The organism is Streptococcus sp. k-378 (assembly GCF_013277505.1).
In the GTDB taxonomy this organism is placed as follows: Bacteria; Bacillota; Bacilli; order Lactobacillales; family Streptococcaceae; genus Streptococcus; species Streptococcus pseudopneumoniae.
The window spans coordinates 1-14290 of the sequence record NZ_VMNC01000023.1; the positions used below are offsets into that span (position 1 = coordinate 1).

A 14290-nucleotide genomic window follows, 5' to 3' on the forward strand; every position below is an offset into this window, starting at 1 on the left:
ATGCGTCAAAGGTTATTTCTTTCATTCTTTTTCTCCTAATACTCTTCGAAAATCTCTTCAAACCACGTCAGCGTCGCCTTACCGTGCGTATAGTTACTGACTTCGTCAGTTCTATCCACAACCTCAAAACAGTGTTTTGAGCTGACTTCGTCAGTTTTATCCACAACCTCAAAGCTGTACTTTGAGCAACCTGCGGCTAGCTTCCTAGTTTGCTCTTTGATTTTCATTGAGTATAAAATCGAGCTCCATGAATGAAGGTAAGATACCTTTCATTCGATTTTATTTCAATTATCAGAAGCTAACCTTCCAGTGCAGATGAGAATTGCTTCGTAATCCTCATCCACCGACTAAAAAGATCCCCCGGATTCGGATGATTGCTTCGCAATCTCTATTCAGCGACTAAAAAGGTCCCCAGGACTATATTGATGATTACTTCGTAATCCTCATCTGCCGACTAAAACAATCCACTGGATTCTGATGATTGCTTCGTAATCTCAATCTACCGGCTAAAAAGGTCCCCCGGACTATATTGATGATTACTTCGTAATCTTCATCTGCCGACTAAAACAATCCACTGGATTGTTTTAGCCACCTAGATATGCTTTTCTGACTTCTTCTGATGAGGCGAGTTCTTTTCCTGTTCCGGATAGGACGATTTTCCCTGTTTCCAATACATATCCTCGGTCAGAGATTGCGAGTGCTTTATTGGCATTTTGTTCAATCAAGAGGACAGTTGTCCCTTGCTTCTGAATATCTTGAATGATATCAAAAATCTCTTGAATAAAGATTGGGGCAAGTCCCATTGATGGTTCATCTAAAAGAAGAAGTTTTGGTGTTGACATAAGAGCACGTCCCATGGCAAGCATTTGTTGTTCTCCTCCTGAAAGAGTGGCTGCGTCCTGGTTCTTGCGTTCTTCAAGACGTGGGAAACGTGAGAAAACCTTCTTCAAGTTAGCTTGATTTTCTTCACGATTTTTCTTTAAAAAAGCTCCCATTTCTAGATTTTCCATAACAGTCAAGCCAGGAAAGACGTGGCGTCCTTCTGGAACTTGTGAAAGACCACCTGCCACGATTTTTTGAGCTGGCATTCTTTGGATTTCTTGACCTAAAAATTCAATCTTTCCTGAACTTGGTCGAACCAAACCAGACAAGGTACGGAGAATGGTTGTCTTACCTGCACCATTGGCACCGATAAGGGAAACAACTTCTCCTTCATTCACTTCAAAGCTTACATCACGGACTGCTTGGATCATGCCGTAATGCACAGAAAGATTATCAACTTTTAACATAGACATTAGGCTTCACCTCCTAGATAAGCTTCGATAACGCGTTTATTGGTCTTAATTTCGTCTGGAGTTCCCTGAGCAATCAAACGACCGTATTCAAGTACGTAGATACGTTCTGTAACCTCCATGACCAGATTCATATCGTGTTCAATCAGCATGATCGTAATCTTAAATTCATCTTTGATACGACGAATTAACTCAGTCAATTCCGCTGTTTCCTGCGGGTTCATACCTGCTGCTGGTTCATCTAAAAAGAGAATTTTAGGTTCCGTAGCGAGGGCACGAACAATTTCCAAACGACGTTGTTGTCCGTAGGCAAGATTTTTAGCAAGCGTTTCTGCATCCCCATCTAAATCAAAGATTTTCAACAATTCCAAGGCTTTAGCCTTTAATTCTTTTTCACTCTTGTAAAAAGCTGGTAATCGTAAGAAACTAGCAAAAACATGTTGTTTGTGATGGTTTCCAAAGGCAATCAAAACATTGTCCAAAACTGTTAAATCTTTAAAGAGACGGATATTTTGGAATGTACGTCCAAGTCCCAAAGAAGCAATCTTATAAGGTGACTTTCCATTCAAAAGGTGACCATCTAGTATTACTGTTCCCTCACTTGGTTCATAAACACCCGTCAAGAGGTTGAAAAGCGTAGTTTTCCCAGCTCCGTTTGGACCGATTAGTCCAACCAATTCCCCTTCATTCAATTCAAGAGTCACATCTCCAACAGCTGTTAGACCGCCAAAATGTTTGGTTAACTGTTTTACTTCAAGTAATGCCATTAGTTTTGTTCCTCCTTCTTAGATTTTTTAAAGAAACGTGATAGGCTCAACTCCCATGTTCCAAGGAGTCCACCTGGTCTGAAAATCATTACCAATACCAAGGCCAAAGCGTAAATAATCATACGCACACTAGCTACGTCTTGGAGAAGCATATTCAAAATTCCCAGAACAATAGCCGATACAATGGCACCTGTAATGGAACCAAGTCCACCAAAGACAACAATAATCAAAACGTTGATTGAGTTGATGAAAGTGTAATCTTTCGGTACAACTGAACCGATAAATCCTGCCTGAAGTGACCCTGCAATACTCGCAGTAATGGCACCAAAGACAAAAGCGATGATTTTAATTTTAGTCGTATTAACCCCAACTGACTCAGCAGCGATTTCATCCTCACGAACAGAGAGGGTTGAACGACCAATTGGACTACGCAAGAAGTTCAAGGTTGCAATGGTTGTAATCACAACAAAGAAGTAAACCATTTGCCAAGTTGTAAAGTTTGGAATTCCCAAGATACCTGCCGCACCATTTGTAAGGCTTCCGCCATTGATGATAAAGATACGGATAATTTCAGAAACACCTAGAGTCGCTACCGCAAGATAGTCCCCCTTCAAGCGCAAGGTTGGAATTCCGACAAGCAAGGCAACTGCTCCTGAAAGTAAAGCCCCTATCAGCATGGCTCCAAAGAAGGCACCGTAGGTTGGTGATTTAGAACCAATAATAGCTGCTGCATAGGCACCAATCGCCATGAAACCAGCATGACCAAGTGAAAATTGTCCTGAAAAACCAACGATTAAGTTGAGACCAACAGCCAAAATAATATTAATTCCAATTTGTTGTAAAATCTGTACATAGAATAGATTGAGTACTCCGACTGAAACCAATACACTAATCAAGCCATAGCCAGCTAATAAAAGGAGTAACCATAGAATATTAACTTTTAAATTTTCCTTCATCGCTTACACCTTCTCTTTCACATTTTTACCAAGGATACCAGCTGGGCGGACAATCAAGATCAACAACAAGATTCCATAAACAATGGCATCACGGAAGTCTGACATCCCAAAGGCTGTCGCAAAAGTTTCTAATAGACCAATCACAAAGCCACCAAGAGCCGCACCAGGAATGATTCCGATACCACCAAGTACCGCGGCAACGAAAGACTTAAGACCTGGAGTAACCCCCATCAAAGGCTCAAGAGAGTTATAATAGAGGGCAATCAGAACACCAGCCGCACCCGCAAGAGCTGAACCCAAAGCGAAGGTAAAGCTGATCGTACGGTTTACATTGATCCCCATCAATTGTGCCGCATCGCTATCTACAGATACAGCACGCATGGCTTTCCCCATCTTAGTCTTTTGGACAATGACCTGTAACAAAATCATCAAAATCAAGGAAATGGCCAAGATCATTAACTGCACATTTGTTAGGCTAACTGGTCCCAAATCATAGCGAACTGTTTGAATCGCTTGAGGAAAGGCACGAGTATTGGCACCAACCAGATAGACCATGCCATACTCCAGTAGGAAAGAAACCCCAATAGCTGTAATCAAAACAGCAATACGAGTAGAGTGACGCAAAGGTCGGTAAGCAAGGAACTCAATCACGACACCAAGGATGGCTGTCGCTAGCATCGCTACAATAAGCGCTACAAAAAAATTCATTTGGAAAGAATTGATCAAGAAATAACCGATAAAGGCTCCCATCATATAAATATCACCGTGGGCGAAATTGATGAGCTTGATAATTCCGTAAACCATGGTATATCCTAGGGCTAACAGCGCATAAACACTACCTAGAATCAAACCATTTACTAGTTGTTGGAGCATAAGATTCACTCTTTCTATATATAATTCCGAGGTTTTTCCCTCACTTTTTGATAGGTTCTTAAACATCGAAACAGGGAGTGAGTCAAAGGCTCATTCCCTATTTCAACATTTTTCTATTATGGTTTTACAACTTCTGCTGCTTCAACCTTACCATTGTTCATGGTCATCATGTAAGCAGTTTTAACTGTGTTGTGGTCCGCATCGAAGCTTGTTTTACCAGTTACACCTTCAAAGTCTTTTGTTTTAGCAAGATTATCCTTGATTTCACCTGAGTTTTTAGCACCTTTTGCTGCGTTTGCTACAAGGTGAACTGAGTCATAAGCCAAGGCTGCAAATGTTGAAGGCTCTTCATTGTACTTAGCGCGGTAAGCGTCAAGGAAGGCTTTGGCTTTAGCTGAAACTTCTACAGTAGTTGAGAAACCTGAGATAAAGTAGATGTTTGATGCTTTTTCAGCAGTTGCTTGTTGTACAAACTCTTCACCGTTAAATCCATCACCACCAACGATTGGTTTGTCAATTCCCATACCACGCGCTTGGTTTACAATCTTACCAGCCTCATTATAGTAACCAGGAACAACGATAGCATCAAAGTCTTTCCCTTTCATTTTTGTAAGGGCTGCTTGGAAGTCTGTGTCACCTGCTACGAAAGTTTCATCTGCAACGATTTCACCCTTGTATGACTCGCGGAAAGATTTGGCAATCCCTTTAGCATAGTCACTGGCATTGTCAGTGTAAAGAACAACTTTCTTAGCATTTAATTTTTCAGAAACATAGTTTGAGATAATTTTTCCTTGGAAGCTATCTTGGAAAGTTCCGATAAAGAGGTAATCTTGACCTTTAGTCAATCCATCTTGAGTCGCACTTGGTGAGATCAATGGAACACCTGCTTTTGTAGCGTTCGCTACCGCAGCTGCAGTCGCACCAGATGTCGCAGGTCCTACGACTGCTGATACTTTAGATTGGGTTACAAGGTTAGTTGTAACTGAAGCAGCCTCAGCTGTTTCAGACTTATTATCTTTATCGACTACTTCGATTTGTTTTCCATCGATACCACCTGCGGCATTGATTTCATCAACAGCCAATTGGGCACCTTTTTGTTCAGCTGTTCCGTATGCAGCTAAAGAACCTGATTCTTCAAAGTTAAACCCGATTTTAATTGTCTTTTCCTCTACTGAGTTACCAGCAGTGTTGACTGCTCCAGACTTCACTTCTCCACAGGCTGCAAGAAGTGCTACACTTGCAAGCGCCACAAACGATAGGGCAAATTTTTTCTTCATCTTTTTTTGTCTCCTTATTTCTTAAATAGTCTGTTAAGAATATATCGAATTATCAGAAAATTGTCAACACTTTTCTTTAAATTTTTATCTGATAACGTTTTCCTATCGATAAAGATTGCCCACAAAGGGTGTTTCCAACTCTTGGATATGACAAACCCTAACTTTTTTAATAAATTTTTCCTTGCTCAAGCGTCCGGCCAATTGCTCCACTTCTTGAGTTGGAACATAGAGTTGTAAGTAACGATGTTTCTTGGAATGATAGGTAATATCTCCATAATCCTGCAGTTTTTTGGCATCACGATTATAGTAAAGATAGATAATCAATCCAGATCGATTGACTTTTTCAAACATGATAAATCCTCTTTCTAAGAAATCTCCCTCTATTATACCAAAAAAAGCAAACTCAGTCGAGTTTGCCTTCTTTCATCATTAGTTCAATGAATTGTTGGCCATGATTTCATCAATAAAGCCATATTCAAGTGTTTCTTGGGCACTCATCCAGTTATCACGTTCTGCATCTGCGTGAACTTTTTCGATTGACTGACCTGAATTTTCAGCCAAGATTTTTTCCAAGGTTTTACGAGTTTTAAGCAAATGTTCTGCAGCAATCGCCATATCGGTTTGTTGAGTACCACCACCTGTACCGCCCATTGGTTGGTGAATCATGTATTCAGCATTTGGAAGCATGAAACGTTTGCCTTTTGCTCCACTTGATGCGATGACTGTTCCCATAGATGCAGCCATTCCCATAACGATGGTTTGGACATCTGCCTTGATAAAGTTCATGGTATCTACGATTGCCAAACCAGCTGAAACGGAACCCCCAGGTGTGTTGACATAAAGGTAAATATCTTTTGTGCTGTCTTGGGCATCCAAGAAAAGCAATTGGGCAATAACAGAGTTGGCCATGTTGTCTTCAACTGGACCTGTCAGCATAATGATGCGGTCTTTTAAAAGACGTGAGTAAATATCGTAGGAACGTTCTCCACGGCTTGTTTGTTCAATAACTACAGGAATCATTCATTTCTCCTTTTGAGTTTTATTTTTGTTGGTCAAATGACTGAAGATAAGACTATTATAATATCTTGGTCAAAAAAGGTCAAATTTTTGCTCTGTTTTCATTAGACAGAAACAAAAACTCAACCTCCTTTCACGACTGGAAATTCTTTTCCAAGTCAATCTTCTTTTCGATCTTATTTCGTACCGAACAAGCGGTCTCCAGCATCTCCAAGACCTGGAACGATATAACCGTGTTCGTTCAAGCGTTCATCCAAGGCTGCTGTAAAGATTTCTACATCCGGATGAGCTTCTTGAAGGGCTTTTACACCTTCTGGAGCAGATACAAGGCAGACAAATTTGATATTTGATGCGCCACGTTTTTTAAGAGAATCAACAGCTAATATTGCTGAGCCACCTGTTGCCAACATTGGGTCTACTACAAAAATTTGACGTTGGTCAATATCCTCAGGCAATTTCACCAAGTATTCAACTGGTTGAAGTGTTTCTTCATCACGGTACATACCGATGTGGCCAACTTTAGCAGCTGGAACCAAGCTCAAGAGACCATCAACCATCCCGATACCTGCACGCAAGATTGGGACGATGGCCAATTTCTTACCTGCCAATTGTTTTTGAACTGTTTTTGTAATTGGTGTTTCGATTTCTACATCTTCTAGTGGAAGATCACGAAGTACTTCATACCCCATCAACATTGCAATCTCATCTACTAGCTCACGAAAAGCTTTTGTAGAAGTATCTGTACGACGCAAGATTGACAATTTGTGTTGAATCAGCGGGTGATTAATAACTTCAATTTTTCCCATTTTTGGAATTCCTTCTTTCAATTTATTCTTCTCATTATACCAAAAAACGGTTTAAAAATCTTTCTAAACCATTTATTTTTGATAATTTTTACATTAAATCTGCCTCTTTAAGAGCTGTCTGTACTGTCTCAAGTGGTAAATGAGTCAATTCTGTTCCCTTTTCTTGATAAAGGTATTGGGCATAGTCGTCCATTCGGTACTGGTTGATATAAACCACGCGCTTGCAACCAACCTGCAATAATTGTTTGGTACAGTTGAGACAAGGAAAATGGGTCACATAGGCTGTAAAGCCTTTGGGAACACCACGCTCAGCACCTTGAAGGATAGCATTGACCTCAGCGTGAAGGGTGCGAACACAGTGGCCTTCAATGACCAAACATTCGTGATCAATACAATGCTCAGTTCCTGACACCGAACCATTGTAACCAGTGGAAATAACCTTATTATCTTTTACCAGAATCGCGCCCACTTTAGCACGTTTACAAGTGGAACGATTGGCAATTAGTAGGGCTTGGGCTGCAAAATACTCATCCCAGGCCAGTCTTTTTTCAGTCATCTCTTTTCTCCTATTTCTCTATTTTTTAAAAAATGGTAACCGTAAATCCGCAATCTTTTCAGCAGGTACCTTCATGCCATCCTTGATCCACTTTAGAAGGACAGAGACGATGGCCGAGCTCCAGAAGGAATGAAGATAAGAGCTGACACCTTTTGATTTTCCATGGTATTTTTCCAGAAACTCCTGCATGGCTTGGACAAAGATTTTTTCCAGATGGTAATCCAAGGCCAGTTGAATCACTCTGGCTTCCTTTCTGGCCTCTCGGAAAAGGTGAACCCAGACCAGATAAAGGTCTGTCTTTAGATCGTAATGATGCAGCTGTTCCATAATATTGTGGACACTCCGTTTAAAGACGCTCTCTAAAATTTCCTCTTTGGAGTCATAATTGCGGTAAAAGGCCGCACGCGAAACACCTGCACGTTTGACCAATTCAGAAATACTAATCTTGGTCAGTTCCTTTTTTTCCAAGAGTTGCAAGAGGGCTGTTTCAATGGCTTCTCTGGTTAATAAATTGGATTCTTGGTTTGATTTTCTGAGATTTTCAAGAGACTTTTCAGAGATTCTACGTTCAGACATAACATTTTCTTTCTACTTGTCACAACAGACGGATGATGCTTTTGTTTCAAGGGTTTTCATGATATAATTGTAAAAAAAGACAGAACCTTTGTCAATGTATAACTGACAAAGATGGAGAATTTCTATGACTTGGAAGATTATTGCTGACTCTGGTTGTGATTATCGTCAACTGCCAACACCAGCTATTAACACAACCTTTGTAAGTGTCCCCTTAACCATTCAAGTAGCTGATCAGGTCTTTGTTGATGATGCCAGTCTTGATATTGACCATATGATGGAAACCATGTATGCAACCGCAGAAGCTTCAAAATCAGCTTGTCCAAGCCCAGATGATTATTTGCGAGCATTTGAAGGTGCCAAAAACATTTTCCTAGTAACCATCACTGGTACTCTTTCTGGTAGTCACAATAGTGCTCAACTGGCCAAGAATATTTATCTGGAAGAACATCCTGACACTAAGATTCATGTAATTGATAGTTTGTCTGCTGGTGGAGAAGTTGACTTGCTCGTAGAAAAATTAAATGACTTGATTGACCAGGGCTTATCTTTTGAAGAAGTGGTTGAAGCTATCACCGCCTATCAAGAAAAAACTAAGTTGCTCTTTGTCCTAGCCAAAGTCGATAACTTGGTGAAGAACGGCCGTTTGAGCAAGCTTATCGGTACGGTCGTTGGCCTTCTAAATATCCGTATGGTCGGAGAAGCTAGTGAAAATGGAACTCTCGAATTGCTACAAAAAGCAAGGGGATCAAAGAAATCAGTTCAAGCTGCCTATGATGAGTTAGTAAAAGCTGGATATGCTGGTGGCCGTATTGTCATGGCCCAACGCAATAACGAGAAATGTTGCCAACAGCTTTCAGACCGAATCCGTGAAACCTTCCCACAGGCGGATATTAAAATTCTCCCAACATCTGGTCTCTGCAGTTTCTATGCAGAAGATGGCGGTCTGCTGATGGGCTATGAAATTGATTAATTGCATTCTTGACAAGAGGTAACCATCATCTCTTGTTTTTTTGTGGTACAATAGAGCTATGAAACATTTTGATACTATTGTCATCGGTGGAGGACCTGCTGGTATGATGGCTACGATTTCCAGTAGCTTTTATGGACAGAAAACCCTCCTCATCGAAAAAAATCGGAAACTTGGAAAAAAGTTAGCTGGGACTGGTGGGGGACGTTGCAATGTGACCAACAATGGTAGCTTGGACGACCTACTAGCTGGAATTCCTGGAAACGGACGCTTTCTTTACAGTGTTTTCTCCCAGTTCGATAATCATGACATCATCAACTTTTTTACAGAAAATGGTGTTAAACTTAAGGTCGAAGACCACGGACGCGTCTTTCCAGCTAGTGACAAGTCTCGGACTATTATCGAAGCTTTGGAAAAGAAAATCACTGAACTAGGTGGTCAAATTGCTACTCAAACCGAAATTGTTTCGGTTAAAAAAGTAGATGAGCAATTTGTCCTGAAGTCAGCTAACCAAGTCTTCACTTGTGAGAAACTCATTGTCACAACTGGTGGAAAATCCTATCCTTCGACTGGTTCGACTGGTTTTGGTCACGAGATTGCTCGCCATTTTAAACACACCATCACCGAGCTTGAAGCTGCTGAAAGTCCTTTATTAACAGATTTTCCACATAAGGCCTTGCAGGGGATTTCGCTGGATGATGTGACTCTAAGTTATGGCAAGCGTGTCATCACTCACGATTTGCTTTTTACCCACTTTGGTTTGTCAGGCCCTGCTGCCCTACGTATGTCTAGCTTTGTCAAGGGTGGGGAGATTCTCTCACTGGATGTTTTGCCTCAGCTTTCTGAGAAGGACTTGGCTAAATTCCTAGAAGAAAATCGAGAAAAAGCTCTAAAAAATGCCTTAAAAACCTTGTTACCAGAACGCTTGGCAGAGTTTTTTGTGCAAGGCTATCCTGACAAAGTCAAACAACTGACTGAAAAGGAACGTGAACAACTTGTCCAGTCCATTAAAGGACTTAAAATTCCTGTAACTGGAAAAATGTCTCTTGCCAAGTCCTTTGTCACCAAAGGTGGTGTCAGTCTCAAGGAAATCAACCCTAAAACCCTTGAAAGTAAGCTGGTTCCTGGCCTCCACTTTGCAGGCGAAGTCATGGATATCAACGCCCACACAGGTGGCTTTAACATCACTTCTGCCCTCTGTACTGGCTGGGTGGCGGGAAGTCTGCATTATGATTAAAGAACTTTTAATAGAAAAAATCGGAAGATTACTCCTCCGATTTTATTTTGCTTGAGTTTGGACATAGTGGGCAATGACATCTGATGTGTACTGGGCTGTTCCAGTACCAAATTTGTCAATATTTTCCTTAAACTCTGGGTTATAGACGTAGCCTTTACCGATATGACCGAATACTTCAATAGTACAATCAAATCCATAAGTACGAATGGCTTGCAAGAGCTTGGCTGTTTGCTCTTGGTTTTCAGTTGCTGTTACAGGCAGACCAGCTTGAAGATTTTGTGCTAAGGCTTGAAAAACTTGGTTGAAGGCAGCCGTAGCCTCGTCTTCGTGACCTTTCTGGCGCTCCAGCGCTTGGTCCATGACTTCTTGTCCATATTTCTCTACCGCCTCTTGGTGGTATTTTTGATGGTCTTGGTAGTTAAATCCAGCAAATTTCTCTTGAATGCTCATTTCTCTTTCTCCTTTTTGTTCTTGAATGGTTTTTTGCAAGGTTGAAATCAAGGTATCCAGATGTTCCCTTTCTCGAGTCAAATAGTCCAACTGCCTGGTCAAATGAGGCAATAAATCTGTCCTTTCTTCCTTTAATAGCTCTGCTATTTTTTCTAAAGAAAAGCCTAGATATTTGTAGTAAAGAATGACCTGGAGACGTTCCAAATCCTCCTGACTGTAGGTTCGATAGCCGTTTTCCGACTTTAAAGGAACCAAAAGTCCTATCTTATCGTAGTGGTGCAGGGTCTTGACAGAGACACCCGAAAGCTGTGCAGCTTCTTTTATATGGTACATGATTTCCTCCTTATACTCAATGAAAATCAAAGAGCAAACTAGGAAGCTAGCCGTAGGCTGTACTTGAGTACGGTAAGGCGACGCAGACGTGGTTTGAAGAGATTTTCGAAGAGTATTACACTGATAGTATAACCCCTCCCCTTAGGTCAGAGTCAAGCGTTTTTGCGAAATTTTTTACTTTATCATAACATGAAAATGGTTTTCTTGACAGACCTTAGAAAACATGATAGGATAGTCAAGTCTATCAATCAAAAGAAAGGCTCATTTTGAGTACTGATGAGGCTATTTGCCAAGGGCAGTAGCTTTTTCTTTTGTAACACTAATTTTAGGAGTTTAACTATGTCTGAAAAATCGCAATGGGGGTCTAAACCGGGCTTTATCCTAGCATCTGCTGGTTCAGCCATCGGACTTGGTGCCGTTTGGAAATTCCCCTATATGACTGCTGCTAACGGTGGAGGAGGCTTTTTACTGGTCTTTCTCATTTCCACTATTCTAATCGGTTTCCCCCTTTTGCTAGCTGAATTTGCTCTCGGCCGAAGCGCTGGTGTCTCAGCAATCAAAACCTTTGGAAAACTAGGCAAGAATAGTAAGTACAACTTTATCGGTTGGATTGGTGCCTTTGCCCTCTTTATCCTCTTATCTTTCTACAGTGTTATTGGCGGCTGGATTTTAGTCTATCTAGGCATTGAGTTTGGAAAATTGTTCCAAATTGGTGGAACGGGTGATTATGCTCAGTTATTTACTTCAATCATTTCAAATCCAGCCATTGCCCTGGGAGCTCAAGCAGCCTTTATCCTATTGAATATCTTCATTGTATCACGTGGGGTTCAAAAAGGGATTGAAAGAGCTTCGAAAGTCATGATGCCTCTGCTCTTTATCATCTTTGTTTTTATCATCGGTCGCTCTCTCAGTTTGCCAAATGCCATGGAAGGGGTTCTTTACTTCCTCAAACCAGACTTTTCAAAACTGACTAGCGCTGGTCTCCTCTATGCTCTGGGACAATCTTTCTTTGCCCTCTCACTAGGGGTTACAGTCATGTTGACCTATGCTTCTTACTTGGACAAGAAAACCAATCTAGTCCAGTCAGGAATCTCCATCGTAGCCATGAATATCTCGATATCCATCATGGCAGGTCTCGCCATTTTCCAAGCTCGATCCCCCTTCAATATCCAGTCTGAAGGGGGACCGAGCTTGCTCTTTATCGTCTTGCCTCAACTCTTTGACAAGATGCCTTTTGGAACCATTTTCTACGTCCTCTTCCTCTTTGCGACTGTCACTTCTTCTGTCGTGATGCTGGAGATCAATGTGGGCAATGTCACCAACCAGGATAACAGCAAGCGTGCCAAATGGAGTGTGATTTTAGGAATTTTGACCTTTGTCTTTGGCATTCCTTCAGCCCTATCTTACGGTGTTATGGCGGATGTTCACATTTTTGGTAAGACCTTCTTTGACGCTATGGACTTCTTGGTTTCCAATCTCCTCATACCATTTGGAGCTCTCTACCTTTCACTTTTTACAGGCTATATCTTTAAAAAGGCTCTTGCAATGGAGGAACTCCATCTCGATGAAAGAGCATGGAAACAAGGACTGTTCCAAGTCTGGCTCTTCCTTCTTCGTTTCTTCGTTTCGTCATTCCAATCATCATCATTGTGGTCTTCATTGCCCAATTTATGTAATCAAAAAGAACTTGAGTAGTGAACTCAGGCCCTTTCTTTTTATGGATGGCTAACAATCAATTCCAAACCTTGCCCTTCCAGAGTCCAAGCTTCAACATCACTTGGTAGGATAAAGTGGCTGCCTTTTTGAATTGGATAATTTTTCCCGTCAACAGTTAGCTGACCTTGACCAGCTAAGACACTCAATAAGCTGTAGTCAGCTGTCTTTTCAAAGTCAACTTTTCCAGTAATTTCCCACTTGTAAACTGCGAAGAAATCATTAGATACAAGGAGAGTGGAACGCAAATCATCTGCTTTAACAGTTACAGGACGGCTATTTGCTGGCTCACCAATGTTCAAGACATCGATAGATTTTTCAAGATGAAGTTCACGCAAGTTGCCTTTGTCATCCTTGCGGTCAAAGTCATAGACGCGATAGGTGGTATCGCTAGACTGCTGGGTTTCAAGGATTAAGATACCCGCCCCGATAGCGTGCATAGTCCCGCTTGGTACATAGAAGAAGTCTCCAGCCTTAACAGGGACTTTGGTCAACAAGTCATCCCAGTTCTTGTCCTCGATTTGCTGGCGGAGTTCTTCTTTTGACTTGGCATTGTGACCGTAGATAATCTCTGAACCTTCATCCGCTGCGATAATGTACCAGCATTCTGTTTTTCCGAGTTCGCCTTCATGCTCGAGTCCATAAGCATCGTCTGGGTGAACTTGGACACTGAGCCAGTCGTTGGCATCGAGGATCTTGGTCAAAAGCGGAAATACAGGCTCAGGACGATTGCCAAACAATTCACGGTGTTCCGCATACAAAATAGCTAGGTCTGTTCCCTCGTAACGACCATTGGCAACTTTAGAGACACCATTTGGATGGGCTGAGATGACCCAGTATTCTCCGATTTTTTCACTTGGGATGTCGTAGCCAAACTCATCACGTAGCTTGGTTCCACCCCAGATTTTTTCTTGCATCACTGATTGTAAAAATAATGGTTCTGACATTTTATTCTCCTGTCTGATCTTTCTTCCTTCATTATAACAAAAAAAGAGTTCCATTTGAACTCTTTTTTAAATCTTATAAAGCAGGGAGAAGATTTTATAAAAATAGTAAACAAATGTGCTCTACTCGATGCTTGCTCCATTGCTATCAATGACATCCTTGTACCAATAGAAGGACTTCTTCTTGCTACGTTTGAGAGTCCCATTTCCTACATTATCTCGATCTACATAGATAAAGCCATAGCGCTTATTCATTTCCCCTGTGCCAGCTGAAACCGGATCGATACATCTCCAAGTCGTATAACCAAGCAAGTCAACCCCGTCTTGGTAAATGGCATCTCGCATGGCCTTGATGTGGGCCTCTAATACTCAATTGTTTTCAAAAAGCAACCTTGTCCATTGTCTGCTGACAGTGGACTTTAAAACGCTTTTTTCCAGTCCTTGAATAACTTCTTGAAGCTTATCAATGACGGCTTCCAATGTTTGGAAAGCCTTATTTTTGAAACTTCGTTTTCGAATTTCTTTC

General features: G+C 41.3%; 15 protein-coding genes and 3 pseudogenes. 3 read left to right on the forward strand and 15 right to left on the reverse strand.

What is annotated here, in order from left to right:
* Positions 1-35: 35 nt before the first annotated feature.
* From HT719_RS11500 to HT719_RS02945, 11 genes are all read right to left on the reverse strand, one after another.
* Positions 36-227 carry a hypothetical protein gene (locus tag HT719_RS11500; protein WP_240156545.1) on the reverse strand — a complete coding sequence of 64 codons (192 nt, stop codon included), beginning with the start codon at positions 225-227 and terminating at the stop codon, positions 36-38.
* Between the two features lie 357 nt (positions 228-584).
* The gene (locus tag HT719_RS02900; protein WP_084358016.1) at positions 585-1295 is read right to left on the reverse strand and encodes an ABC transporter ATP-binding protein; all 711 of its coding nucleotides are present in this window, start codon (positions 1293-1295) and stop codon (positions 585-587) included.
* Entirely contained in the window at positions 1295-2059 is a 765-nt protein-coding gene (locus HT719_RS02905; protein ID WP_084358018.1) for an ABC transporter ATP-binding protein, read from the reverse strand. The genes HT719_RS02900 and HT719_RS02905 overlap by 1 nt, the downstream gene beginning before the upstream one ends.
* Positions 2059-3015: a branched-chain amino acid ABC transporter permease gene (locus HT719_RS02910; protein WP_000662286.1), complete on the reverse strand. Its 957-nt coding sequence runs from the start codon at positions 3013-3015 to the stop codon at positions 2059-2061. Before HT719_RS02910 ends, HT719_RS02905 begins: the two co-directional genes overlap by 1 nt.
* A gap of 3 nt (positions 3016-3018) precedes the next feature.
* Positions 3019-3888, reverse strand: coding sequence for a branched-chain amino acid ABC transporter permease (locus HT719_RS02915; protein WP_000941427.1), 870 nt, complete (start codon positions 3886-3888; stop codon positions 3019-3021).
* A 116-nt stretch (positions 3889-4004) separates the two neighbouring features.
* Positions 4005-5165 carry an ABC transporter substrate-binding protein gene (locus HT719_RS02920; RefSeq protein ID WP_000726145.1) on the reverse strand — a complete coding sequence of 387 codons (1161 nt, stop codon included), beginning with the start codon at positions 5163-5165 and terminating at the stop codon, positions 4005-4007.
* Positions 5166-5267: 102 nt separating this feature from the next.
* A complete protein-coding gene (locus HT719_RS02925) occupies positions 5268-5516 on the reverse strand; it encodes a YlbG family protein (protein ID WP_050208016.1) in 249 nt (82 codons plus the stop codon).
* A 78-nt stretch (positions 5517-5594) separates the two neighbouring features.
* Positions 5595-6185, reverse strand: coding sequence for an ATP-dependent Clp protease proteolytic subunit ClpP (clpP, locus tag HT719_RS02930; protein ID WP_000613465.1), 591 nt, complete (start codon positions 6183-6185; stop codon positions 5595-5597).
* A 173-nt stretch (positions 6186-6358) separates the two neighbouring features.
* Positions 6359-6988, reverse strand: a complete 630-nt coding sequence (gene upp, locus HT719_RS02935; protein WP_000515974.1) for a uracil phosphoribosyltransferase — start codon at positions 6986-6988, stop codon at positions 6359-6361.
* A gap of 88 nt (positions 6989-7076) precedes the next feature.
* Entirely contained in the window at positions 7077-7544 is a 468-nt protein-coding gene (locus tag HT719_RS02940) for a cytidine/deoxycytidylate deaminase family protein (protein WP_000136976.1), read from the reverse strand.
* 18 nt (positions 7545-7562) lie between these two features.
* Positions 7563-8120 carry a TetR/AcrR family transcriptional regulator gene (locus tag HT719_RS02945; protein ID WP_049511386.1) on the reverse strand — a complete coding sequence of 186 codons (558 nt, stop codon included), beginning with the start codon at positions 8118-8120 and terminating at the stop codon, positions 7563-7565.
* 124 nt (positions 8121-8244) lie between these two features.
* Between HT719_RS02945 and HT719_RS02950 the strand changes: the two genes are divergently transcribed.
* A complete protein-coding gene (locus tag HT719_RS02950; protein WP_172928181.1) occupies positions 8245-9090 on the forward strand; it encodes a DegV family protein in 846 nt (281 codons plus the stop codon).
* A 58-nt stretch (positions 9091-9148) separates the two neighbouring features.
* Positions 9149-10324, forward strand: a complete 1176-nt coding sequence (locus HT719_RS02955) for an NAD(P)/FAD-dependent oxidoreductase (RefSeq protein WP_172928183.1) — start codon at positions 9149-9151, stop codon at positions 10322-10324.
* A 42-nt stretch (positions 10325-10366) separates the two neighbouring features.
* On the opposite strand, the gene HT719_RS02960 is transcribed toward HT719_RS02955, so the two are convergent.
* On the reverse strand, positions 10367-11107 hold the full coding sequence (locus tag HT719_RS02960) for a MerR family transcriptional regulator (RefSeq protein WP_000274782.1): 741 nt from the start codon (positions 11105-11107) through the stop codon (positions 10367-10369).
* Positions 11108-11446: 339 nt separating this feature from the next.
* On the opposite strand from HT719_RS02960, the pseudogene HT719_RS02965 reads away from it, so the two are divergent.
* A pseudogene (locus HT719_RS02965) lies at positions 11447-12783 on the forward strand (sodium-dependent transporter).
* 39 nt (positions 12784-12822) lie between these two features.
* On the opposite strand, the gene manA reads toward HT719_RS02965, so the two are convergent.
* From manA to HT719_RS02980, 3 genes and pseudogenes are all read right to left on the reverse strand, one after another.
* Positions 12823-13767, reverse strand: a complete 945-nt coding sequence (gene manA, locus HT719_RS02970) for a mannose-6-phosphate isomerase, class I (RefSeq protein WP_138703398.1) — start codon at positions 13765-13767, stop codon at positions 12823-12825.
* Positions 13768-13887: 120 nt separating this feature from the next.
* Positions 13888-14130 (reverse strand): annotated as a pseudogene (locus HT719_RS02975) (family 1 glycosylhydrolase); the annotation flags it as partial.
* 3 nt (positions 14131-14133) lie between these two features.
* A pseudogene (locus HT719_RS02980) lies at positions 14134-14290 on the reverse strand (IS630 family transposase); the annotation flags it as partial.

Excerpts from the sequence above, each read along its gene's own strand:
- HT719_RS11500 (WP_240156545.1), bottom strand. The coding sequence starts at position 227 with ATGAAAATCAAAGAGCAAACTAGGAAGCTAGCCGCAGGTTGCTCAAAG.
- HT719_RS02900 (WP_084358016.1), bottom strand. The coding sequence starts at position 1,295 with ATGTCTATGTTAAAAGTTGATAATCTTTCTGTGCATTACGGCATGATC.
- HT719_RS02905 (WP_084358018.1), bottom strand. The coding sequence starts at position 2,059 with ATGGCATTACTTGAAGTAAAACAGTTAACCAAACATTTTGGCGGTCTA.
- HT719_RS02910 (WP_000662286.1), bottom strand. The coding sequence starts at position 3,015 with ATGAAGGAAAATTTAAAAGTTAATATTCTATGGTTACTCCTTTTATTA.
- HT719_RS02915 (WP_000941427.1), bottom strand. The coding sequence starts at position 3,888 with ATGCTCCAACAACTAGTAAATGGTTTGATTCTAGGTAGTGTTTATGCG.
- HT719_RS02920 (WP_000726145.1), bottom strand. The coding sequence starts at position 5,165 with ATGAAGAAAAAATTTGCCCTATCGTTTGTGGCGCTTGCAAGTGTAGCA.
- HT719_RS02925 (WP_050208016.1), bottom strand. The coding sequence starts at position 5,516 with ATGTTTGAAAAAGTCAATCGATCTGGATTGATTATCTATCTTTACTAT.
- clpP (WP_000613465.1), bottom strand. The coding sequence starts at position 6,185 with ATGATTCCTGTAGTTATTGAACAAACAAGCCGTGGAGAACGTTCCTAC.
- upp (WP_000515974.1), bottom strand. The coding sequence starts at position 6,988 with ATGGGAAAAATTGAAGTTATTAATCACCCGCTGATTCAACACAAATTG.
- HT719_RS02940 (WP_000136976.1), bottom strand. The coding sequence starts at position 7,544 with ATGACTGAAAAAAGACTGGCCTGGGATGAGTATTTTGCAGCCCAAGCC.
- HT719_RS02945 (WP_049511386.1), bottom strand. The coding sequence starts at position 8,120 with ATGTCTGAACGTAGAATCTCTGAAAAGTCTCTTGAAAATCTCAGAAAA.
- HT719_RS02950 (WP_172928181.1), top strand. The coding sequence starts at position 8,245 with ATGACTTGGAAGATTATTGCTGACTCTGGTTGTGATTATCGTCAACTG.
- HT719_RS02955 (WP_172928183.1), top strand. The coding sequence starts at position 9,149 with ATGAAACATTTTGATACTATTGTCATCGGTGGAGGACCTGCTGGTATG.
- HT719_RS02960 (WP_000274782.1), bottom strand. The coding sequence starts at position 11,107 with ATGTACCATATAAAAGAAGCTGCACAGCTTTCGGGTGTCTCTGTCAAG.
- manA (WP_138703398.1), bottom strand. The coding sequence starts at position 13,767 with ATGTCAGAACCATTATTTTTACAATCAGTGATGCAAGAAAAAATCTGG.